15 protein-coding genes and 2 tRNA genes are annotated in these 22,629 nt (G+C 62.9%); 15 read left to right on the plus strand and 2 right to left on the minus strand.

Translation table 11 applies throughout. The annotated features are described in order from the left end of the window. Nucleotides 1-49: 49 nt before the first annotated feature. From olsF to AC1DKY_RS04890, 6 genes are all read left to right on the plus strand, one after another. Complete coding sequence (gene olsF, locus AC1DKY_RS04865; RefSeq protein WP_441602585.1) at nt 50-1,759, plus strand: bifunctional ornithine lipid synthase OlsF; 1,710 nt, start codon at nt 50-52, stop codon at nt 1,757-1,759. A gap of 493 nt (nt 1,760-2,252) precedes the next feature. Then, the gene (locus AC1DKY_RS04870) at nt 2,253-4,658 is read left to right on the plus strand and encodes a TonB-dependent receptor (RefSeq protein WP_441602586.1); all 2,406 of its coding nucleotides are present in this window, start codon (nt 2,253-2,255) and stop codon (nt 4,656-4,658) included. Between the two features lie 330 nt (nt 4,659-4,988). Beyond that, entirely contained in the window at nt 4,989-8,306 is a 3,318-nt protein-coding gene (locus tag AC1DKY_RS04875) for a TonB-dependent receptor (RefSeq protein WP_441602587.1), read from the plus strand. 174 nt (nt 8,307-8,480) lie between these two features. Next, nucleotides 8,481-9,893: a nucleotide 5'-monophosphate nucleosidase PpnN gene (gene ppnN / locus AC1DKY_RS04880; protein WP_441602588.1), complete on the plus strand. Its 1,413-nt coding sequence runs from the start codon at nt 8,481-8,483 to the stop codon at nt 9,891-9,893. A gap of 65 nt (nt 9,894-9,958) precedes the next feature. Then, a tRNA-Asn gene (locus AC1DKY_RS04885) sits at nt 9,959-10,035 on the plus strand. Between the two features lie 232 nt (nt 10,036-10,267). After that, complete coding sequence (locus tag AC1DKY_RS04890) at nt 10,268-10,606, plus strand: hypothetical protein (RefSeq protein ID WP_441602589.1); 339 nt, start codon at nt 10,268-10,270, stop codon at nt 10,604-10,606. Here AC1DKY_RS04890 and AC1DKY_RS04895 read toward each other — a convergent pair. After that, complete coding sequence (locus AC1DKY_RS04895) at nt 10,603-11,163, minus strand: GspH/FimT family pseudopilin (RefSeq protein ID WP_477179884.1); 561 nt, start codon at nt 11,161-11,163, stop codon at nt 10,603-10,605. The genes AC1DKY_RS04890 and AC1DKY_RS04895 overlap by 4 nt on opposite strands. Nucleotides 11,164-11,315: 152 nt before the next feature. Between AC1DKY_RS04895 and uvrB the strand changes: the two genes are divergently transcribed. From uvrB to AC1DKY_RS04910, 3 genes are all read left to right on the plus strand, one after another. Further along, nucleotides 11,316-13,340 carry an excinuclease ABC subunit UvrB gene (gene uvrB / locus AC1DKY_RS04900; RefSeq protein ID WP_441602591.1) on the plus strand — a complete coding sequence of 675 codons (2,025 nt, stop codon included), beginning with the start codon at nt 11,316-11,318 and terminating at the stop codon, nt 13,338-13,340. 71 nt (nt 13,341-13,411) lie between these two features. Beyond that, a tRNA-Val gene (locus tag AC1DKY_RS04905) sits at nt 13,412-13,486 on the plus strand. 64 nt (nt 13,487-13,550) lie between these two features. Further along, nucleotides 13,551-14,000: a CopD family protein gene (locus tag AC1DKY_RS04910; protein WP_441602592.1), complete on the plus strand. Its 450-nt coding sequence runs from the start codon at nt 13,551-13,553 to the stop codon at nt 13,998-14,000. 106 nt (nt 14,001-14,106) lie between these two features. Here AC1DKY_RS04910 and AC1DKY_RS04915 read toward each other — a convergent pair whose 3' ends face one another. Next, nucleotides 14,107-15,120 (minus strand): NAD-dependent epimerase, encoded by a 1,014-nt coding sequence (locus AC1DKY_RS04915; RefSeq protein ID WP_441602593.1) that lies wholly within the window; start codon nt 15,118-15,120, stop codon nt 14,107-14,109. Nucleotides 15,121-15,520: 400 nt separating this feature from the next. On the opposite strand from AC1DKY_RS04915, the gene thrS reads away from it, so the two are divergent. The 6 genes from thrS to pheT all read left to right on the plus strand — a co-directional run bounded on the left by thrS (nt 15,521) and on the right by pheT (nt 22,628). Next, entirely contained in the window at nt 15,521-17,422 is a 1,902-nt protein-coding gene (thrS, locus tag AC1DKY_RS04920) for a threonine--tRNA ligase (RefSeq protein WP_441602594.1), read from the plus strand. A 45-nt stretch (nt 17,423-17,467) separates the two neighbouring features. After that, the gene (infC, locus tag AC1DKY_RS04925) at nt 17,468-17,995 is read left to right on the plus strand and encodes a translation initiation factor IF-3 (protein WP_338069387.1); all 528 of its coding nucleotides are present in this window, start codon (nt 17,468-17,470) and stop codon (nt 17,993-17,995) included. A gap of 497 nt (nt 17,996-18,492) precedes the next feature. Further along, nucleotides 18,493-18,690 carry a 50S ribosomal protein L35 gene (gene rpmI, locus AC1DKY_RS04930; RefSeq protein ID WP_038615747.1) on the plus strand — a complete coding sequence of 66 codons (198 nt, stop codon included), beginning with the start codon at nt 18,493-18,495 and terminating at the stop codon, nt 18,688-18,690. A gap of 16 nt (nt 18,691-18,706) precedes the next feature. Next, on the plus strand, nt 18,707-19,066 hold the full coding sequence (gene rplT, locus AC1DKY_RS04935; protein WP_017463630.1) for a 50S ribosomal protein L20: 360 nt from the start codon (nt 18,707-18,709) through the stop codon (nt 19,064-19,066). A gap of 145 nt (nt 19,067-19,211) precedes the next feature. After that, a complete protein-coding gene (gene pheS, locus AC1DKY_RS04940; protein ID WP_441602595.1) occupies nt 19,212-20,207 on the plus strand; it encodes a phenylalanine--tRNA ligase subunit alpha in 996 nt (331 codons plus the stop codon). A 21-nt stretch (nt 20,208-20,228) separates the two neighbouring features. Then, complete coding sequence (gene pheT, locus AC1DKY_RS04945; protein ID WP_441602596.1) at nt 20,229-22,628, plus strand: phenylalanine--tRNA ligase subunit beta; 2,400 nt, start codon at nt 20,229-20,231, stop codon at nt 22,626-22,628. Nucleotide 22,629 lies beyond the last annotated feature (1 nt).

Below are 22,629 nucleotides of genomic sequence, written 5' to 3' on the forward strand. Positions count from 1 at the left end.
GCTGTCATAATCCGCTACCAGCATTTGGGGTAATTCCCAGGAGGCGGTCATGCTCAAAGTTGAACAGACCCTCACCGAACGTCTGCCATGGTTGGCGCAACACCCCCTGATCCGCCGGCCGGTGGCCGGCATGCTGGGCCGACTGGCCGATGAGGAAGGGTTCAACCGCACCCTGGTAGCCGCAGGCGAGGCCGAAGGTTTCGACTTTGTCGAGCGCACGCTGGACGTGCTTGGCGTCAGCTACTTCGTCAACCCGCGCGAGCGGGAGAACATTCCGGTCGAAGGCGGCGTGCTGATCGTCGCCAACCATCCCTTGGGCATGATCGATGCGCTGACCCTGCTGCAGATGGTTGGCTCGGTGCGCAGCGATGTGCGCATCCTCGCCAACGACTGGCTGATGTCGATCCCGCCGCTGCACAAGTTGTTGCTGCCGGTCGATGTGTTCGGCAAGGGCGCCGCCTCGCGCATGCGCGATATTTATCGTGCGCTCGACAACGGCGAGGCCTTGATCGTTTTCCCCGCGGGCGAAGTGTCGCGCGTGAGTCCGTCGGGCGTGAGCGACGGACGCTGGTCCGATGGATTTGCGCGCCTGTCGCAGCGCAGCCGTGCGCCGGTGCTGCCGATCCACGTCGCCGCGCGCAACTCCGCCATGTTCTATGGCTTGTCGATGCTGGCCAAGCCGCTCAGCACGGCGATGCTGCCGCGCGAAGCGATTTCACCCACCAGCCGCCGCATTGGTTTCAGCGTGGGCCAGTTGGTGTCGGCCGACGAACTCGAGCAGCACAGCGGCGATTCGACGAAGCGCGCGGCCAAGTTGATGCGTCGCCACGTATACCGCGTGGGTCGTCATCGCGGCCTGATCTTTGGCGGCCAGGCGCCGCTGGCGCATCCGGAGCCCACCGAGCGCGTGGTCGCCGAGCTGCAGGCGCAGGCGGAAAAGCTCGCCGACCTCAATGACGGCAAGCAGATCCTGTTGTTCAAGGGCGCGTCCGACAGCGCCGTGCTGCGCGAGATCGGTCGCCTGCGCGAACTCACGTTCCGCAAGGTGGGCGAGGGCACCGGCGCACGTCGCGACCTCGACGCCTACGATCCACATTACGAGCACCTGGTGTTGTGGGATCCGAAGGCGCTGCGCATCGTCGGCTCCTATCGCTTCGGCCACGGCGGTCGCCTGATTGGCGAGCGCGGCATGGCGGCGCTGTATACCTCCAGTCTCTTCAGCTATTCGCCCGCGCTCGAGTCGCGCCTGGCGCAGGGGCTGGAGTTGGGACGCAGCTTTATCGCGCCGGCCTATTGGCGTTCGCGTGCGCTGGATCAGTTGTGGCAGGGCATTGGTCTGTACCTGCAGCGCCATCCGGACCTGCGTTACCTGTTTGGTCCGGTGAGCATGTCGGTTGCGCTTCCGCGCGAGGCGCGCGAATGGATCGCCGCGGCGCATCAGCATTACTTTGGTGCGCCGGGTCTGGCTTCGGCGCGGCAGCCGTTCGTGGTGTCGCCGGGGGTGATCGAGCTGGTGCGTGATGCGCTGGCGGGCCTGGACCCGGCGGCAGGCCTTGGCAAACTCAAGCATCATCTCGATGCGCTCGGCGTCAGCCTGCCGGTGCTGTATCGCCAGTACGTGGATCTGGTCGATCCAGAAGGTGTGCAGTTCCTCGCTTTCGGCGAGGATCCGGGTTTCTCCGGCTGTGTGGATGGTCTGGTGATGCTCGATCTGGCGACGCTCAAGCCCGCCAAGCGGGCGCGCTATCTGGGCAAGTAAGAGGCGTCCGGTTCTGCCAACGCCTTCCCGGTCGGCCAGATATCGCCCTACGAGAATTTCAGTGGTGACTGATTGACCGTTGGATGGGGAGAAAGCGCGGGCCTTGGCGTTCGCGTGATCCTTCGGTAAATTTCTTGTAAAATACTTATGCAAAGCTTACGTCGTTGGTCGGGCGCAAGGGGCTAGTCGTCGCCTGGACCAACAGCTTCAACTAATTTCGTAATTTCGCCCGATTTTTACCGATCGGGCTTTTTTACGCCCGGAGGAAACGTTTAAATTTACGTTAAATGGCATGAAATTGCGTTTTTACGCAATGACTTGCGAAGCATCTTTCGATTAATCGCGAGATCTTTCTGCCGGGCGACGCTCCACTTTCCTACTCGGTTTGCTGGCGACCTTAAGGGGCGGCAGCTGACTCCAAAACTTTGTCAATTCTGGAATGACGATGATGAAACGAAACCACCTTTCCATGGCCATTGCTGTCGTATTTTGTATGGCAGCCGGTGTCGCCTCGGCCCAGGACACCTCGGGCCAGGCCACCAACCCGCAGACCAAGGAACCGGCTACCCGCAACGGCCCGTCGAGCACGTCCAACACCACCACCTCCAACGACACCAAGCGTGCCCAGCAGCTGGACACCGTGACGGTGCAGGCGCAGAGCCTGTCGCTGGGTGATGGCCTGATGTCGGTGCAGACGGCTCCGAAGGCGGTTTCGACCATCTCGCGCGATGCCATCGTCAAGGCGGCGCCGGGCGGCACCTTCGTGCAGATGATCGACTCGATCCCGGGCGTGAATGCCTCGACCGACGACGTCAGCGGCCTGGCCAACGGCAACTACCAGATTCGCGGCTTCACCAGCGACGAAATCGGCACCACCGTCAACGGCGCGCCGATCAACGACAGCGGCAACTACAAGGTCTACTCGACCGAGTACGGCGACACCGAGAACATGGGTGACATCACCGTGCTGCAGGGTTACCCGGACGTCGACACGCCGATCTCCGGCGCGGCCGGTGGCGCCATTTCCTGGGTCACCATCGATCCGTCGCACACGGCCGGCCTGGACTTTGCCCAGAGCCTGGGCAACCACGACTATCGCCGCACCTTCCTGCGCTTCAATACCGGTGACCTCGGTCCGGTGCGCGCGTGGCTGTCGTACTCGAACAACACCTCCGATTTCTGGCGCGGCCCGGGCGACTTGAACGTCACCAAGGTCGACGGCAAGGCGCTGTGGACGATCGACGACAACAACTACATCTCCGGTTCGGTGCAGTACAACCGCGAGCGCAACTACAGCTATGACAGCCTGACCAAGGCCCAGGTGCGTACGGGCGGTTATTTCCAGAGCTACGACGAGCCCTACAGCCCGACCGATACCTACTACTGGAAGCTCCACACCAACCCGTTCACCAGCTGGCTGGCCAGCCTCGATGGCGAGTTCAAGCTGGCTGACAGCCTGCGCCTGTCGGTGGTGCCGTACTTCTGGTACGGCAACGGCGGCGGCGGCGGCGGCTACAAGTTCACCGAATCGACCGTGCCGCAGAACGTGATCGGCGTGGCCGACCAGGACCTCAACGGCGACGGCAAGATCGCCGGCAGCGCGGTGGCTTACGACGTCAGCCAGACCTTCACCTACCGTCCCGGTGTCATCGCCAAGTTGAACCAGGACTTCGGTATGGACGACAGCCTGGAATACGGCTTCTGGTACGAGCGTGCCCGCCAGCAGCAGCAGGAAGTCTTCAACCCCGCCGTCGGCGGCGAGCCGTCCGATTTCTGGGGCGACTCCAACTACATCCGCTACTCCAACGGCGTGATCCAGCGCCTGTACCGTGAGTACACCAACTCCGAAATCAAGAAGTTCTTCGCCACCAACACCTGGACGCCGAACGACAAGTGGACCATCACGGTCGGCGCGGCGTACCTGTGGGAAGACCGTGCCGGTTACGACTACGAGAACTGGGGCAGCTACAGCACTCCCACTGCCAAGACCAACCAGTTCGGCGGCACGGCTGAAGCGACCTATCACAAGGTCAGCCCGACTGCTGGCGTGAAGTACCAGCTCGACGACCAGAACCAGTTCTACATCGGCGCCGGCCGCACCTACCGTGCACCGATCAATGGCTCGCTGCTGCAGAACGTTGCCGTGGCGGACAACCCGAAGAACCTCGCCAACGCTGCGGCCGGTACCTATCAGGCCAAGCCGGAAGAGGCCACCACGGTCGACCTGGGCTGGCGCTTCTATGCCGATCACTTCTCGGCCAACGTCGATGCGTACGAGTCGCACCTGGTCAACAAGCAGATCTCGGGCTACGACGTCAACTCCGGCCAGACGGTGTACCTGAACCTGCCGAAGATGCACATGCGCGGCATCACCGCCGAAGGCAGCTACAAGTTCGCCGAAGACTGGACCCTGTACGGCAACTACTCGTACCAGAAGGCGATCCTCGACGGTAACGTCAACACCTTCGGCGACGGCACCTACCCGACCGAAGGCAAGACCTTCCTCAACACGCCGAAGAACTCGGGCTATGTGCGCCTGGGCTACGACCACGGTCCGTTCTGGGCCACCCTGGACGCCAAGTACCGCGGTCCGATCTGGGGTGACTGGTCCAACACCGAACAGGTGGGCGGCTACACCGTGTTCAACTTGAACGCCGGCTGGAAGTTCTCGGACTTCGCCACCTGGCTGCGCAATCCGTACATCAAGCTCAACGTGTTCAACCTGACCAACAAGCGTGCGCTGACCAACGCCAACAACATCGGCGCGTTCCTGGCCAGCAATCCGGGCAACACGATCAAGGACGTCAACACGGGCGGTACGCTGTTCACCTCGGCGCCGTACTACTCGCTGCTGGAAGACCGCACCTACATGGTCACCTTCGGCATCTCGTTCTTCTAAGTCGAACGGCTTAAGCAGTACCCCGAAACCGGCGCCGCGAGGCGCCGGTTTTTTTTGTGCCCGAGGAAATGTTCAAGCATCAATAACTTACGCCAAGCGTAAGAAAAGCCCGCAAGAAGTGTGAGTATTTCGTCAAAAAGTTACGAAATTGTAATATAATGCGGTTACATTCGTCGTGATGAGTTGCGGTCGACGGCCCCTGCGGGGCGGTCCCGGACGAATCAAAATAATTTGGGGAATCAGTCACTTAAGACGGTGGCGAGGGGGCATGGGACTCCTTCGGTCTGGTCCCATGCCTTTTTTGCGACTTTCTTAAGGGGTTGAATCTCGATGAACCATTCGTTGCGTACGAAATTGCTGCCATTGGCGATTGCGGGCTTGCTCGCCACGGCTCCGGTGCTGGCCCAGGACACCTCGTCTTCCATCAGCGGCCGCATCGTTGACGGCAGCGGCCAGCCGATCGCCGGCGCCACCGTGCAGATCGTGCATGAGCCCTCGGGCACCACCAAGACCACCACCACAGACGCGGCCGGCCGTTACTCGGCTCAGGGCCTGCGCGTGGGCGGCCCGTTCGACGTGAAGGTGTCCAAGGACGGCACCCAGAGTGAGCAGGACAACGTGTACCTGCAGCTGGCCCAGGACACCGCGGTCAACCTGACCATGGGCGTTACCGCTGATACGGCGAACGCGCAGAACCTCAGCGGCGTGACCGTCTCGGCCAACACGCTGTCGCAGACCTTCACCCCGGACAACAAGGGCCTGTCGACCAACGTGTCGCGTCGTGAGCTCGATGCCACGCCGACCCCGGGTCGCTCGATCCAGAACGTGGTCCGTCTTGATCCCCGCGTGGTGATCACCGACCGCGCCCGTGGCGAAATCTCGGCCGTCGGCCAGAACAGCCGCTACAACAACATCACCGTCGACTCGGTCAGCGCGAACGATCCGTTCGGCCTGAACGCGAACGGCCTGCCGACGCTGGGCACGCCGATCTCGCAGGACACCATCGAGGAATACAACATCTCGACGGCCAACTACGACGTGGCCACCCGTCGCGGCATCGGCGCCAACGTCAACGCCGTGACCAAGAGCGGTACCAACGACTTCCACGGCTCGGTCTACTACGCGTTCCAGAACACCGACATGATCGGTGACAACGAGCTGGACAAGCCGTACGCCGGCTTCAATCGCCAGTGGACGGCCGGTGGCACCGTTGGCGGTCCGATCATCAAGGACAAGCTGTTCTTCTTTGCCTCGTATGAAAAGAGCGAGCAGGTCGGTTCGGGCAGCCCCTACGGTCCGCAGGATTCCGGCGCCGCGACGCCGATCAAGGGCCTGACCAACCAGCAGGTGCAGCAGGTGCGCGACATCGCCGCCAAGTACGGCCTGACCGACATCGGTTCGGTGGGCGGCGGCAACTCCAACCTGCAGGACAAGCGTTACCTCGCCAAGATCGACTGGAACATCGCCGACAACCATCGCGCGAGCTTCACCTATAGCGAGACCAAGGAAGAGAAGCCGATCATCACCGGCAGCACCACCAAGCTCGTGCTGTCCAGCGGCTGGTACAACACCAACGTCGACAACAAGAGCTACGCGCTGCACTTCTACGACGACTGGTCGGAAATCTTCTCGACCGACACCACCTTGTCGTACGCCAACTTCGACCAGAACCGCGGCCCGTACAACGGCGTGGCGATGCCGGACGTCACGGTTTATCCGGTGGCGTTTGGTGGTCCGGCGATCGAGTTCGGCACCGAGTACTCCAGCCAGGCAAACGTGCTGAAGGTGAAGACGCTCGACGCAGCCTGGGCCGGCACTTTGTATCTCGGCGACCACACCGTGAAGGGTGGCTTCGATTACGAAAAGGGCAAGTACTACAACTTGTTCCTGCAGAACTACTACGGCAGCTACATCTTCGAAGAAGTCCCGGGCCCCAAGGGCACCACGGGTCTGGATAACTTCGCCAAGGGCCTGTACTACCAGTATCGCTACAACCGTCCGGCCGGCACCCTGGGCCTGGGCGACGTCGCCGCGAACTACAACCTCACGCAGTGGGGCATCTTCCTGCAGGACACCTGGCAGGTGACCAACAACCTGTCGCTGCAGTACGGCGTGCGCGTCGACGTGCCGCTGATGGACGACAAGCCGTTGTACAACGCTGCCTACGCAGCTCCGGCGACGATCAACCCGAAGACGGGTGCGGCGGCTGGCGGCTTCGGCCAGACCAACCAGTACACCATCAACGGCCATCGCGTGGTGCAGCCGCGCATGTCGTTCAACTATGCGTTCAACACCGAGCGCATGACGCAGCTGCGTGGTGGCGCGGGCCTGTTCGTGACCAACCAGCCGGCCGTGTGGCTGGGCAACATCTTCTCCAACTCCGGCGTGACCCAGACGCAGTTCAACTGCGGTCCGACGCAGTCGCCGCCGTGCAACGTCAACTTGCCGCCGTTCAGCGCCGATCCGCATAACCAGAACAACGGCCCGGTCGGTGCTGGCCAGATGACGGTCAACACCATCTCCAAGGACTGGAACATCCCGACCGCGTGGAAGTTCAGCCTCGGCGTCGACCGCGAGCTGCCCTGGTACGGCCTGATCGCCACGGCTGACTGGGAGCACATCGACCAGCGCGATGCGATCTGGTTCCAGAACGTGAACCTGGGCGCCCCGACCGGCATGCTGCCGGACGGCCGCAGCACCTACTACGCCGCGCTGACCGATCCTGCTACGACCAAGCCGGGTCCGCGCAAGAATGCCAACCCGGCGTTCTCCGGTCAGATGATCAACCTCGCCAACACCGGCAAGGGCAGCGCCGACAGCATCGCGTTGTCGCTGAAGAAGCCGTTCTCGGAAGAGTGGTCGGGCATGATCGGCTTCACTTGGAGCCGTTCGACCGAAGTGAACCCGGGCACGTCCTCGGTCGCCAACTCGAACTACAGCAACAACTACGTCTACAACTCGAACGAAAACGTGGCCAGCACCTCGAACTACTCGGTGCCGCGTCGCGTGATCGCCTCGCTCAACTGGCAGCATCGCTTCTGGGGCGACTACGCCACCAGCGCGAGCATCTTCTATGACGGTCACTCCGCGTCCCCGTACAGCTGGACGTTCGGCAATGACGCCAACGGCGACGGCTACACCAACGACCTGGTCTACATCCCGCGTCCGGGTGAAGTCGAGTTCCGTCCGGGTACCAACCAGACGCTGATCGATCAGTTCTGGGCGAACATCCAGAAGAACGATTACCTGAAGGATCACCAGGGTGAAGTGGCCAAGCGCAATGGCGACCGCGCCGGCTGGCTCAACCAGATCGACCTGAGTTTCAGCCAGGAAATCCCGGGCATCTTCAAGGGCAACAAGGGCATCATCCGTTTCGACGTCTACAACTTCACGAACCTGCTGAACAAGCATTGGGGTATCGAGAAGCGCGTGGCGTTCCCGGGTGGCCGTGCCTTGGCCGATTACGCCGGTGTCGACCCGAAGACGGGCAAGTACATCTACAACATCGATTGCGGTGGCAAGGCCTCGTGCACCACCTACAACCAGGGTGGTGGCTACCAGCCGCTGCCGATCCCGACCTATATCAACAACAACGACGACCTCGCCCAGCGCTGGTCGGTGCTGCTGACGGTGAAATACGCCTTCTAAGCGCAGTTGTTTGCGATGTTTGAACCTGGCCGGCGCCCTCGGGCGCCGGCTTTTTTATTAATGGACGCAACGCCTACGGCTTGACCCTGCCATGCCCGGCGCGGGAAGCTACGCGGTCCGCCGCGTTTTGCACGGACGTACGAGCCGCGAGGGCGCGGCGAGGAGAATGGTTCAATGAACGAGATTCAAGCCGGAAAGTCCGGCCGACCCGCCACCGTGAGCGCGCGCATTTCGCCCGCCGGTGGCCTGGATATCCTGTCCCGCAACGAAGTGGCGCGCCTGCGCGACGCCAGCGGTTCGGGCCTGCACGCCTTGCTGCGCCGCTGCGCGCTGGCCGTGCTCACCTCGGGCAACATGAGCGACGATCCGCGCTCCATCCTCGAGCAGTTCCCCGATTTCGACATCCAGGTGCTGCAGCAGGATCGCGGCATCAAGATCGAGCTCACGCACGCGCCGGCGCAGGCGTTCGTGGATGGCCAGATCATTCGCGGCATCAACGAGCTGCTGGTCGCCGTGATGCGCGACATCGTCTATGTCTCTACGCAGATGGAGCAGGGCAACTTCGATCTGGACGACAGCGTGGGCCTGACCCATGTGGTGTTCGAAATCCTGCGCAACGCACGCATTCTCAAGCCGCAGATCGATCCGAACCTGGTGGTGTGCTGGGGCGGCCATTCGATTTCGCGCGATGAGTACGAGTACACCAAACAGGTGGGCTACCAGCTCGGACTGCGCGGCATGGACATCTGCACGGGTTGCGGCCCGGGTGCCATGAAGGGCCCGATGAAGGGCGCCACGATTGCGCACGCCAAGCAGCGTCGCCGCAGCAACCGCTATATCGGCATCACCGAGCCGGGCATCATCGCGGCCGAATCGCCGAACCCGATCGTCAATCACCTGGTGATCATGCCGGACATCGAGAAGCGTCTCGAAGCATTCGTGCGCATGGGGCACGGCATCATCGTGTTCCCGGGCGGCGTGGGCACGGCCGAAGAAATCCTCTACCTGCTCGGCATCCTGCTGCATCCGGACAACGCCGGCGTGCCGTTCCCGCTGATCCTCACCGGTCCCAAGCAGTCGGCCGCGTACTTCGAGCAGATCGACCACTTCCTGCGCCTGACCCTGGGCGAGAGCGTGACCCAGCACTACCAGATCATCGTGGACGACCCGGCCGCCGTGGCGCGTGCCATGGTCCGCGGCATCGACAAGGTGCGCAACCATCGCCTGGACACCAAGGACGCGTTCTTCTTCAACTGGTCGCTCAACATCCCGTACGCGTTCCAGCTGCCGTTCCGCCCCACCCATGAGGCCATGCGCTCGCTGGCCATCCATCGCGATCGCCCGCGCCATGAACTGGCCGCCGACCTGCGTCGCGCGTTCTCCGGCATCGTCGCCGGCAACGTGAAGGAAGAGGGTCTGCGCGCCATCGAAAAGTACGGCCCGTTCGACATCGATGGCGATGCCGACATCATGGCCTCGCTGGACGAGCTGCTGAAGGCCTTCGTGGCCCAGGACCGCATGAAACTCCCGGGCGGCACGGCCTATGTGCCCTGCTACCGGGTGCTCACCGGTGCCCGCGCCGCCTGAGGGTTTTTGAGAGCCGCATGGCTTGACAGACCAGGGCTGGATATTCAAACTATCCAGCTCACCCCGCCCGAATAGCTCAGCCGGTTAGAGCACTTGACTGTTAATCAGGGGGTCGTTGGTTCGAGTCCAACTTCGGGCGCCATATTCAAGAAAACCCTGCCGATTGGCGGGGTTTTTTTATGCCCGGCTCAGGGCTGTCTCAAGGCTTCCTGATTGCCGAGCGCTTGCGAGCGTCCACATCGGGTACACCTGCTGACGATGAAGATCGGCAGGGCTTGAGCGCGGCGCATGTCGTCGCTGGTTTAAGTATTGACCTTGGTTTAGTCGGTTCGCGAACCCGGTGCACGTCGTCATCATTTGAAGGGGAGAGCCTGATGCGCAGTTGGTTGCTGACCTTCGGCGCTATCGGCCTGGCAGGCTGCGCGAGCACTGGCGATATCAGCCACAACAAACCCACCTTCCAGGCCAGCACCAGCAAACTCGATTCGACCTATGCGGCCTGCGTGCAATCGCGTTGGCAGGCGCTTTCGCCCACGGCGCACATCGTCGAAACGCCGACGACCTTGCAGGTGGTGGTGGCCAACAACACCACGAGCGTGGAAGAGCTGCTGGTGATCCACAGCAAGGTGCAGGGCGCCGAGGTGGCGCTGTACGAGCGCCTAGCGGTTTTGGCCATGCGCGCCTATCGCGACTCCGCCAAGGCGTGCCTCTAGTTGCTGGCCGCACAAATCTTGGCGGCGTCCGCCTTTGCAGTAGCGCCGGCCACGCGCCCGACGTTGGAGACCGTGAGGGCCAGCGCATCTTCTGCATGCCCCTTGCGGCATAGCGTGAACGTCGCGGGGCTGCCACCGGCGCTGCCCGTGGGTTGGAAGCGGATGCTCTTGCGGTCCGACATGATGTGCATGGTCGTGCGCTTGTAGCCGCCGCTTGCCAGCTTGGGCGAGCTGTCCAGCTGATCGGCGTTGCCGCTGCGATAATTGCCGACGGCCCAGCCGCGTTCYCAATGCGTGTCGCCGGCGCATTGCCGTCCATCCGAGGAGGGGCAGAGCAGCTTCGGACGCCCGCTGCTCACTGCCAGGCTGCGCGCATGCTGGAGCGAGGCGACCAGGTCGAGCTGGGCCGTGTTGAGCTGGTATCGCCCCAGCATCCGCCCCAGCGCGGGAACGGCGACCGCCACCATCAGGGCGACCACGACCATCACAACGATACTTTCAAGCAGCGTAAACCCCGCACTGCTCCGTGGCTGGTAGCCTTGCCGACTCCTGTCCATGGGCCGCCTCCTGCGTCTCGGAAACGATCAGCCTAACCAGAGCCGACGGGCGCTCCAGTCATCGGCCGCCAAGGACCCCTGTCGTAGCCTGATGACAGGCCCTGTCAGCAGGGCAATTTAAAATGCCCCGTCGCGACCGCATGTAGAGAGCCATGACTGACCGCTTCGAACTCGTCTCGCCCTACCAGCCCTCCGGCGACCAGCCCGAGGCCATCCGCAAACTTTCCGAAGGCTTCGAGGCCGGCCTGGCGGCGCAGACGCTGCTGGGCGTTACCGGCTCAGGCAAGACCTACACGATTGCCAACGTGATCCAGCAGGTGCAGCGGCCGACCATCGTGATGGCGCCGAACAAGACCCTGGCGGCGCAGCTGTACGGCGAGTTCAAGGAATTCTTTCCGCACAACGCGGTGGAATACTTCGTCAGCTACTACGACTACTACCAGCCCGAAGCCTACGTGGTGGCGTCGGATACCTTCATCGAGAAAGACGCTTCGATCAACGACCACATCGAGCAGATGCGACTGGCGGCCACCAAGGCGCTGCTGTCGCGCAAGGATTCGATCATCGTCGCCACCGTATCGGCGATCTACGGCCTGGGCGACCCGGAAGACTATCTCTCGCTGCGGCTGATCCTGGCCAAGGGTGAGCGCATCGATCAACGCGCCTTGATTCGCCAGCTGACGGAACTGCAGTACACGCGCAATGAGATGGAGCTGCGTCGCGGCACGTATCGCGTGCGTGGCGAAATCATCGATGTGTTTCCCGCCGAATCGGAAACCGAAGCGCTGCGCATCGAGCTGTTCGACGGCGAAGTGGAAAACATGTCGCTGTTCGATCCGCTCACCGGCGACACCATCCGCAAAGTGCCGCGCTATACCGTGTATCCGCGTACGCACTATGCGAGTACGCGCGAGAGCGTGCTGAACGCGATCGAGACCATCAAGGTCGAGCTCAAGGAGCGGCTGGAGCAGTTGTACAAGGACAACAAACTGGTCGAGGCGCAGCGCCTGGACCAGCGCACGCGTTTCGACATCGAAATGATGGCCGAAGTCGGCTACTGCCAAGGCATCGAGAACTACTCGCGCCATCTCACGCGCCGCGGCCCCGGCGAACCGCCGCCGACCTTGTTCGACTATCTGCCGGCCGATGCGTTGCTGGTGGTCGACGAATCGCACGTCACCATTCCCCAGCTCGGCGCCATGTACAAGGGTGACCGCTCGCGCAAGGAGACACTGGTCGAATTCGGTTTCCGTCTGCCCTCGGCAATGGATAATCGTCCGCTGCGTTTCGAGGAGTGGGAGGCGCGCGCGCCGCGTTCGATCTATGTATCGGCCACGCCGCGCGACTATGAATTGCAGAAGTCCGGCGATGCCGTGGTGGAACTGGTGGTGCGTCCGACCGGCCTGATCGATCCGGAAGTGGAAGTGCGCCCGGTGCGCACCCAGGTCGACGATCTGCTGGGCGAGGTGCACAAGCGCGTGGCGATGGGCGACCGTGTGCTGGTCACCACGCTGACCAAGCGCATGGCCGAAAACCTCACCGAATATTTGAATGAGCACAACGTCAAAGTGCGTTATCTGCATTCGGATATCGAAACGGTGGAGCGCGTGGAAATCATCCGCGATCTGCGCCTGGGCGAGTTCGATGTGCTGGTAGGCATCAACCTGTTGCGCGAGGGCCTGGACATGCCCGAGGTCTCGCTGGTGGCGATTCTCGACGCCGACAAGGAAGGCTTCCTGCGTTCGACCGGTTCGCTCATCCAGACCATTGGTCGCGCGGCACGCAACCTGCGCGGCAAGGCGATTCTTTACGCTGACAACATCACCCGCTCGATGCAGGCGGCCATGGACGAGACCGCCCGCCGTCGCGAGAAGCAGCAGGCCTATAACGAGGCCCACGGCATCACGCCGCAGTCGGTGGTGCGCCGCATCGCGGACATCATGGAAGGGGCCCGCAGCGAGACTGCGTCACGTGGTCGCGGCCGCCGCAGCGACCGCCAGAGCGCCGCTGTGGCAGAGCAAGGCGCCCAGTACGCCGCTCTGAGCGGGGACCAGGCCTCGGCGATGATCAAGAAGCTCGAGGCGCAGATGTACAAGCACGCCGAAAACCTGGAATTCGAGGAGGCGGCCCGGCTGCGCGACCAGATCCACCAGTTGCAGGAACGGGTGGCTCGTTGAGGCCGGATAGTTGTCCCGGCCTCACGAAATGTGTAAACTGCGCGGCTCGCACGGCATGCCGGGCGAGAACCGGGCGGTTAGCTCAGCGGTAGAGCACTACCTTGACATGGTAGGGGTCACAAGTTCGATCCTTGTACCGCCCACCAATACCGATGAAACGGCGTGGCCTTTGGGTCGCGCCGTTTCTTTTTGCGCTGAAGGAGCCGGTCGATGACGTACCTTTGGATCAAGAGCTTCCATGTCGTGTTCGTCATTGCCTGGATGGCAACGGTGTTCTACCTGCCGCGCATCCTTGTGAATATCGCCGAGTCCGGAGACGAGCCGGTCGTGAAGGCGCGCCTGCTGCTAATGGGGCGGCGGCTCTACCGTTTCGGGCACCACATGTTCGGCATCGCCTTCCTGTTCGGGCTGGCCCTGTGGGAGGGCTGGCGGCTGTTTCCGCAGACACTGCCCAACGTCGTGGCCTCGCTGCACTGGATCGACGCCAAGCTGACCCTGGTCGCGCTGATGCTGGCCTATTTCATCTGGTCGGGGCGGCTGCTCAAGCGCAGCGAGCAAGGCGTGGCGCTTCCGTCGTCGAAGATGCTGCGGATCATGAACGAGCTGCCCGTGCTGGTCTTGCTGGGCATCGTTTTCCTGGTGATTGCCAAGCCGTTCTGATCGAGCGTCCGCGGGTTTCTGTGGGAGCGCACCTTGTGCGCGACAGGCGCCGCGGTCTGACCGAACGCCAGTCGCGCACAGGGTGCGCTCCCACAACGAACATCGCTCATTGCTCCTGCTGGAAATATTCCCGATACCAGGCCACAAACCGCTTCACACCCTCTTCGATCGAGGTATTCGGCGCATAACCCACGTCACGTCGCAGCGCGGAAACATCGGCCCAGGTATCGGCCACATCGCCCGGCTGCATTGGTAGCAGGCGCTTCTCGACCGTGCGCCCGAGATCGCGCTCCATCAGCTCGATGAAGTGCAGCAACTGCACCGGCTGATCGTTGCCGATGTTGTAGACGCGATACGGCGCGCTGGACGTGCCCGGACTCGGAGCTAGCGCGTCATAGGCCGCATCAGGCAGGGCGACGTGATCGAGCGTGCGGATCACGCCTTCCACGATGTCGTCGACATAGGTGAAGTCGCGGCTATGGTTGCCGTAGTTGTAGACATCGATGGGCTCGCCGCGGCTGATGCGATCGGCAAACAGCATGGGCGACATATCCGGCCGGCCCCACGGGCCGTACACCGTGAAAAACCGCAGGCCGGTGGTCGGCAAGTCGTACAGATGGCTATACGTATGCGCCATCAACTCGTTGGCTTTCTTGCTCGCCGCGTACAGGCTCACCGGGTGGTCCACGGCGTCCTCGATGGCGAAGGGCAGCTTGCGGTTGGCCCCGTAGACCGAGCTTGACGACGCATACACCAGATGCTCGACCTTGCCGTGGCGGCAGGCCTCCAGGATGTTGACGAAACCCACCAGGTTGCTCTGCACGTAGGCTTGCGGGTTTTTCAGTGAATAGCGCACGCCGGCCTGGGCGGCGAGGTTGACCACGCGTTGCGGGCGGAACTCGCCAAAGGCGCTATTCACGGCCGCTGCATCAGCCAGATCGGCACGCAGATGCGTGTAGTTGTGGTGGTCGGCGAAGCGGGCGAGCCTGGCTTCCTTGAGCGTCGGGTCGTAGTAGTCGTTGTGGTTGTCGATGCCATACACCTCGTCGCCACGCGCCAGCAAGCGCTCGGCCAAGGCCGAGCCGATGAAGCCGGCGGTGCCGGTGACGAGAATGCGCATGCGAATAGCCCGGTGTTCGAGGAGGCGGGCATTCTATCGCTGCCGATATTGAGACAGCGTCGGCAATAGCAGATTTGACATCGACGGATAGGCTAAACTAGCGTTCTGACTGTACCCGTCCGGAGACAAGGTGGCCCACGCCTCAAGCGTCGGTCTAGCGTGTGACATGGCAACTACGACCCTCCAGCGCTGACTCAAGCCACGCCTTGTTCGACAAGAAGGGCGCGTGGCGCTCTTTATTTTTGCCTGCCATCCAGGCAGGCAAGAGCAAAACCAGCCATCCATGGCCGGACTTTTCAACTAAGAGCACGCTTTGTTGGTGGCCGGTGGAATCGGCTATCGAGGGTGGGTTCTTTAAATTGAGCACGTTCTTCTGGGCGTCTTTTTTTTAGGTGCGAACATGATTGAAATCACGCTACCCGACGGCAGCAAGCGGCCGTTTGATCATCCGGTGACGGTGCAGGACGTGGCAGCCTCGATCGGCGCCGGTCTGGCCAAGGCCACCCTGGCGGGCAAGGTGGACGGCAAGCTGGTGGATGCCAGTTTCCCGATCGACCACAACGCCAGCCTCGAGATCGTCACCGAGAAAAGCCCGGAGGCGCTGGACATCCTGCGTCACTCCACGGCGCACCTGCTGGCGCAGGCCGTGCAGCGCCTGTATCCGGGTGCGCAGGTCACCATCGGTCCGGTGATCGACAACGGCTTCTATTACGACTTTGCCTATGAGCGCCCGTTCACGCCCGACGATCTGGTCAAGATCGAGGCGGAGATGGAGAAGATCGTCAAGGAAGCGCTGCCGGTGACGCGCAGCGTGAAGTCGCGCGATGAGGCAGTGAGCTTCTTCCGTGGCATGGGCGAGGAATACAAGGCCGAGATCATCCAGAGCATCCCGGCCAACGAGGAATTGTCGCTGTATTCGCAGGGCGATTTCACCGATCTCTGCCGCGGCCCGCATGTGCCGAACACGGGCAAGCTGCGCGCGTTCAAGCTGATGAAGGTCGCCGGCGCTTACTGGCGTGGCGATTCGAACAACGCGATGCTGACGCGCATCTACGGCACGGCGTGGCTCAACGACAAGGATCTGAAGGCCTACCTGCACCAGCTGGAAGAAGCCGAAAAGCGCGACCATCGCAAGATCGGCAAGGCGCTGGATCTCTTCCATCAGCAGGAAGAGGGCCCGGGCATGGTGTTCTGGCACCCCAAGGGCTGGGCCATCTGGCAGCAGGTGGAGCAATACATGCGCCGCGTGTATCGCCAGAGCGGCTACCAGGAAGTGCGCTGCCCGCAGGTGCTGGACGTGTCGCTGTGGAAGAAGTCCGGCCACTGGGACAACTACCAGGAAAACATGTTCTTCACCGAGTCGGAGAAGCACACGTACGCCCTCAAGCCGATGAACTGCCCGGGCCATGTGCAGATCTTCAACACGTCCCTGCACAGCTACCGCGACCTGCCGGTGCGCTACGGCGAGTTCGGCGCCTGCCATCGCAATGAGCCCTCGGGCGCGCTGCACGGCATCATGCGCGTGCGCGCCTTCACGCAGGACGACGGCCACGTGTTCTGCACGGAAGCGCAGATCGAGTCCGAGGTGACGGCGTTCCATCAGCAGGCCATGAAGGTCTACGGTGACTTCGGCTTCGAGGACATCGCACTGAAGATCGCGCTGCGTCCCGACAAGCGCATCGGCAGCGACGAGGTGTGGGATCGCGCCGAGGAAGCGTTGCGTGCTGCCTTGGGCGCGGCCGGCGTGCAGTGGGAAGAGCTGCCGGGCGAGGGCGCTTTCTACGGTCCGAAAATCGAGTACCACATGAAGGATTCCATCGGCCGCGCCTGGCAGGTGGGCACCATGCAGGTGGACTTCATGATGCCCGAGCGCCTGGGCGCCGAGTATGTGGACGAGAATTCACAACGTCGTCACCCGGTGATGCTGCATCGTGCCATAGTGGGTTCGATGGAGCGTTTCATCGGCATCCTGATCGAGCATCATGCCGGTCTGCTGCCGACCTGGCTGGCGCCGGTGCAGGCCGCCGTGTTCAGTATTACGGACGCCCAGGCCGACTATGTCCGCGAAGTGACGCAAACCCTTGTCGATAAAGGTTTCCGCGTACACGCCGATTTGCGCAATGAGAAGGTCGGCTATAAAATCCGCGAACATACGATGCAGAAAGTCCCTTACCTGCTGGTGGTCGGAGATCGCGAGAAGGAATCGGGGGCAGTATCCGTGCGTACGCGTTCGGGCGAGGACCTAGGCAGCATGCCGCTGGTCGCATTGATCGAACGCCTGGAAGCCGAGACCCGTCGCTAAGCGCGCGGGCCGGCACTTTTAAGAACTCTTCTGGAGGATTGTGGTATCGCTACCACCGACACAAAGGGCAACCGCCGTAACCTTGAGATCCGCGTCCCGCGCGTACGCGTGATCGGCGCAGATTCGGAACAGCTAGGCATCCTGACCCGTGACGAGGCACTGGCCTTGGCACAAGAAGCGGGCATGGACCTGGTCGAGATCCAGCCGAACGGCGATCCGCCGGTCTGCCGCATCATGGACTACGGCAAGTTCAAGTTCGAAGCCCAGAAGAAGGCTCAGGCGGCCAAGAAGAAGCAGAAGCAGGTCGAGATCAAGGAAGTGAAGTTCCGTCCGGTCACGGACGTGGGCGACTACCAGATCAAGCTGCGCAACATGCTTCGCTTCCTCGAGGAAGGCGACAAGGTCAAGGTCACCATCCGCTTCCGTGGCCGCGAAATGTCTCACCAGGACCTGGGCCAGAACCTGGCCAAGAAGATCCAGGAAGACGTGGGCGAGAACGGCGTGGTGGAGTCCTTCCCCCGCCTGGAAGGTCGTCAGATGGTCATGATGATCGGCCCGAAGAAGAAGCAGTAATCGAAAGAGCGGCCTGAGGGCCGCTTTTTTCTTCTGGGGCCGCCGAAGCGAAGCTCCGAACCGAAGCCGGCTTTTCCCTCTCCCCGCCGGGGAGCGGGCAGGGTGAGGGGCGGGTGCTCGCGGGAACCTGGCCTATCCGTCATTCCGACGTAGGCCGGAATCCAGTGGCGTCAAGCCCCGGTAGTCATCGTATGGCTGGAGCGTGAGGCTCTGGATTCCGGCCTGCGCCGGAATGACGGTGAGGGTTGCCATGTATTGAGGCTAGGCCGGCCCCTCACCCCAACCCTCTCCCCGGAGGGGAGAGGGAGTCGGACTGCGGCAAGCTTCAAGGCTGGCAAATCCCCCCATCCCTCCGTATAATCGCCGGTTCGACCCACCAGGACGGGTCGTGAACCGATCGTGGCAGGACGGAAAGAGTGGCCCTCGGGGTCGCCGCCAGATCAGTCAGAAACCGGGGCCGCACCTCAAAACGGCGAACCCCATCAAGGAGCATTCCCATGCCCAAGATCAAGACCAACCGGGCGGCTGCGAAGCGTTTTCGCAAGACCGCATCGGGCAAGTTCAAGGCCGGTCACGCCTTCAAGTCGCACATCCTGACCAAGAAGTCGACCAAGCGTAAGCGCGGTCTCCGTGCCACCAACCACGTCAAAGCTTGCGACACCAAGGGTGTAGCACGCATGTTGCCGTACTTGTAAGGCGAGGAGATAAACCATGGCTCGTGTAAAGCGTGGCGTTACCGCCCGTCGTCGTCACAAGAAGATCATTGGCCGCGCGAAGGGCTACTACAACGCCCGTCGCAAAGTCTTCCGCGTTGCCAACCAGGCCGTCATCAAGGCTGGTCAGTACGCCTATATCGGCCGTAAGCAGCGCAAGCGTCAGTTCCGCGCGCTGTGGATCGTTCGTATCAATGCCGCCGCTCGTCAGTTCGGTCTGTCCTACAGCCGCCTGATCAACGGTCTGGCCAAGGCCGGCATCACCGTCGACCGCAAGGTGCTGGCTGATATCGCCGTGCACGACATCAAGGCGTTTGGCGCGATCGCAGAGAAAGCGAAGGCCAGTCTGGCGGCGTAATTTGTGCGCTCATCCTTGATCGCTAAGATCAAGAAGCGGCCATCCATGGCCGCACTCTTCAAGGGATGCGCGTGACGTTCGCGGGGAGGAGGCCAGAAGCCTCCTCCCCGTTTTCGTTTCTGACTTTCAACCCGGAATCGCATCGATGGACGATCTGGATAGCCGCGCCGTGCAGGCGCTGGCCGATATTGGCAACGCCGACACGCTCGAAGCACTCGACGCGCTGCGCGTGAGCCTGCTGGGCAAGAGCGGCATTGTCACCGCTGCATTGAAAGCACTGGGCGCGCTGTCGCCCGACGAGCGCAAGGCGCGTGGCGCCGAGGTCAACCGCATCAAGGATCGTCTTGCCGACGCGCTGGCCGCGCGCAAGCAGGTGCTTGAGCAGGCGGAACTCGATCACCGCCTCGCTTCCGAAACCATCGACATCACGTTGCCAGGTCGCAACGGCGAGCGTGGCGGTATTCACCCGATCACGCGCGCGCTTGAGCGCATCAGCGCGATCTTCTCGCGCCTGGGTTACCAGCGCGCCGATGGTCCGGAGATCGAGGACGACTGGCACAACTTCGAGGCGCTGAATTTCCCGCCGCATCATCCGGCGCGCGCCATGCACGACACCTTCTATTTCGGCGATGGCCGCCTGCTGCGCACGCATACCTCGCCGGTGCAGGTGCGTTCGATGCAGGGACGCCAGCCGCCGATCCGCATCATTGCGCCGGGCAAGGTCTATCGCAGCGATTCGGACCAGACGCATTCGCCGATGTTCCATCAGATCGAAGGCCTGCTGGTCGACGAGACCTCGAGCTTTGCGGATCTGAAGGGCACGCTGGCCGAATTCATCCGCGCCTTTTTCGAGCGCGATTTCGAGATGCGTTTCCGCCCCAGCTATTTCCCCTTCACCGAGCCCTCGGCCGAAGTGGACATCCGTTGGGATGCGGAAGACGGCAGCACGCGCTGGCTGGAAGTGCTGGGCTGCGGCATGGTGCATCCGAACGTGCTGAAGAACTGCGGCATTGATCCGGAGCGTTACACCGGCTTTGCCTTCGGCTTGGGCGTGGAGCGCTTTGCGATGCTGCGCTATGGCGTCTCCGATCTGCGCGCGTTCTTCGAGAACGATCTGCGCTTCCTCAAGCAGTTCGCGTAAACGCAGCAGGAACCGATACGCATGAAATTCTCCGAGAACTGGTTGCGCGAACTGGTCGAGATCCAGGCAGACCGCGCGACGCTGTCCCACGCACTGACCATGGCCGGTCTGGAAGTGGAAGAACTCACGCCGCTGGGCGAAGGCCTGGATGGCGTGGTCGTGGCCGAGATCGTCGGCGCCGAAAAACATCCTGAAGCCGATCGCCTGCAAGTGTGCAAGGTGGATGCGGGGCAGGGCGAGCCGCTGCAGATCGTCTGCGGCGCGCCGAATGCGCGCGTCGGCATCAAGGTGCCGCTGGCGATGGTCGGTGCGACTTTGCCCGGTGGCATCAACATCAAGGCGGCCAAGCTGCGTGGTGTGGAATCGTTCGGCATGCTGTGCTCGGCCAAGGAGCTGGGCATCGACGCCGATGCGTCCGGCCTGCTCGAGTTGCCGGCCGATGCGCCCGTGGGCAAGCCGCTGGCTGCCTATCTTGGCCTGCCCGATGCGAGCTTCGAACTGAAACTCACCCCGAACCGTCCGGATTGCCTTGGCCTTTACGGTCTTGCACACGACGTGGCGGCGTTGTTCGGCAGTCGCGTGAAGACGGGCGAACAAGCAGCTGCACCCGTGACCAGCGAAGCAAGTCGCGGCATCCGCCTCGAAGCGGGCGCCGATGCGCCCCGCTATCTGGGCCGCATCATCGAAGGCATCGATGCGAAGGCGCGCACGCCGCTGTGGCTGGCGGAGCGTCTGCGTCGCGCGGGCCTGCGTCCGATCAGCGCCGTGGTCGACGTCACCAACTACGTGATGCTCGAACTTGGTCAGCCGCTGCATGCCTTCGACAACGACACGCTGCATGGCGACATCGTGGTGCGTCACGCGCGCGATGGAGAAACGCTCAAGCTGCTCGACGGTTCCGAGGCCAAGCTCGATCAGGGTTTCGTGCTGATCGCCGATGCGACCAGCGGCCTCGCCGTGGCTGGCGTGATGGGCGGTTTCGATTCGCGCGTCACCGACGACACGCACAACGTGTTCCTGGAATCCGCCCACTTCGCGCCGGCCGCCATCATGGGCCGCGCGCGCAAGCTGGGCATGCACACGGACGCCTCGCATCGGTTCGAGCGCGGAGTTGACCCCGCCCTGCCGCAGCGCGCGCTGGAACGCGCCACGGAATTGCTGCTCGCCATCGCGGGCGGCAAGGCTGGCCCCGTGCTCGTTGCCGAAAACCTTGCCGACCTGCCGACGCCGGCCACCGTGGTGCTGCGCCGTGCGCGCCTCAAGCGCGTGCTGGGTATCGACGTGGCCGATACTGAAGTGGCTCGCATCTTCACCGCGCTGGGCATGAAGGTGGTGCCGCAGGACGATGGCTGGCAGGTCACCGCACCCAGCAGCCGTTTCGATATCGAGCGCGAAGAAGACCTAATCGAAGAGGTCGCGCGCATCCATGGCTACGACAATATCCCGACCCATACGCCGGCCGGCGCGCTGACCCTGGCCGCCGAACCGGAAGCGCGCCTCAACGAGCTGGCCGTGCGCGAGCAGCTGGCCGCCCGCGGTTACTACGAAGCGGTGAACCTGGCCTTCATCGGCAACGACGTGCTGCAGCGCTGGGGCATGACCGAACAGCTGGTGCCGCTGGCCAACCCGCTATCGGCGGAGCTGGCCATCATGCGTCCGTCCCTGCTGCCGGGGCTGATCGTGGCGCTCTCGCACAACCGCGCCCGCCAGCAGGAGCGCGTGCGCCTGTTCGAACTGGGCCGTACTTTCCGCATCAGCGCCGAAGCCGCCGCCCGCAAGGACGCACCGACCGAGACGCCGACCCTGTCCATCGTCGCCAGCGGCATCGCGCATGCCGAGCAGTGGGGCGAAGCCTCGCGCACGCTCGACTTCCACGACCTCAAGGGCGACCTCGATGCCCTGATCGCCTGGGGCGGCGAGCCCGGTCGCTGGGCCTTCCATGCCGACGGCTTGCCCGGCTGGCTGCATCCCGGTCGCGGCGCCCGCGTGACGCGCGACGGGCAGACCGTCGGTTACCTGGGTGCCCTGCATCCGCAACTGGCTAAAGCCCTGGACCTCGGCGCCGATGTCCATGTGCTCGAACTGGAGCTGGAACCGGTCCTGGCCCGCCGCCTGCCCAAGGCCGTGGCCGTCCCGCGCTTCCCGTCCGTACGCCGCGACATTGCGGTGGACGTGCCCGAAGAGGTGAGCTGGTCACAGATTGAGCAGGTGGTCCGCTCGACCCTGGGCAGCCAGCTCAAGGAGCTGCGCCTGTTCGATCGCTATAGCGGCAAGGGGGTCGAACTAGGCCGAAAGAGTCTCGCTATGGGCTTGATTTTACAGGACGCTTCACGCACCCTTACTGACGACGACGCCGACCGTAACATTCGTGAAGCAGTCGGTGCGTTGGAGATGGCATGCAAGGCGAAGTTGCGAGGATAAG

The sequence above is a fragment of the Dyella sp. 01N448 genome (assembly GCF_056399225.1).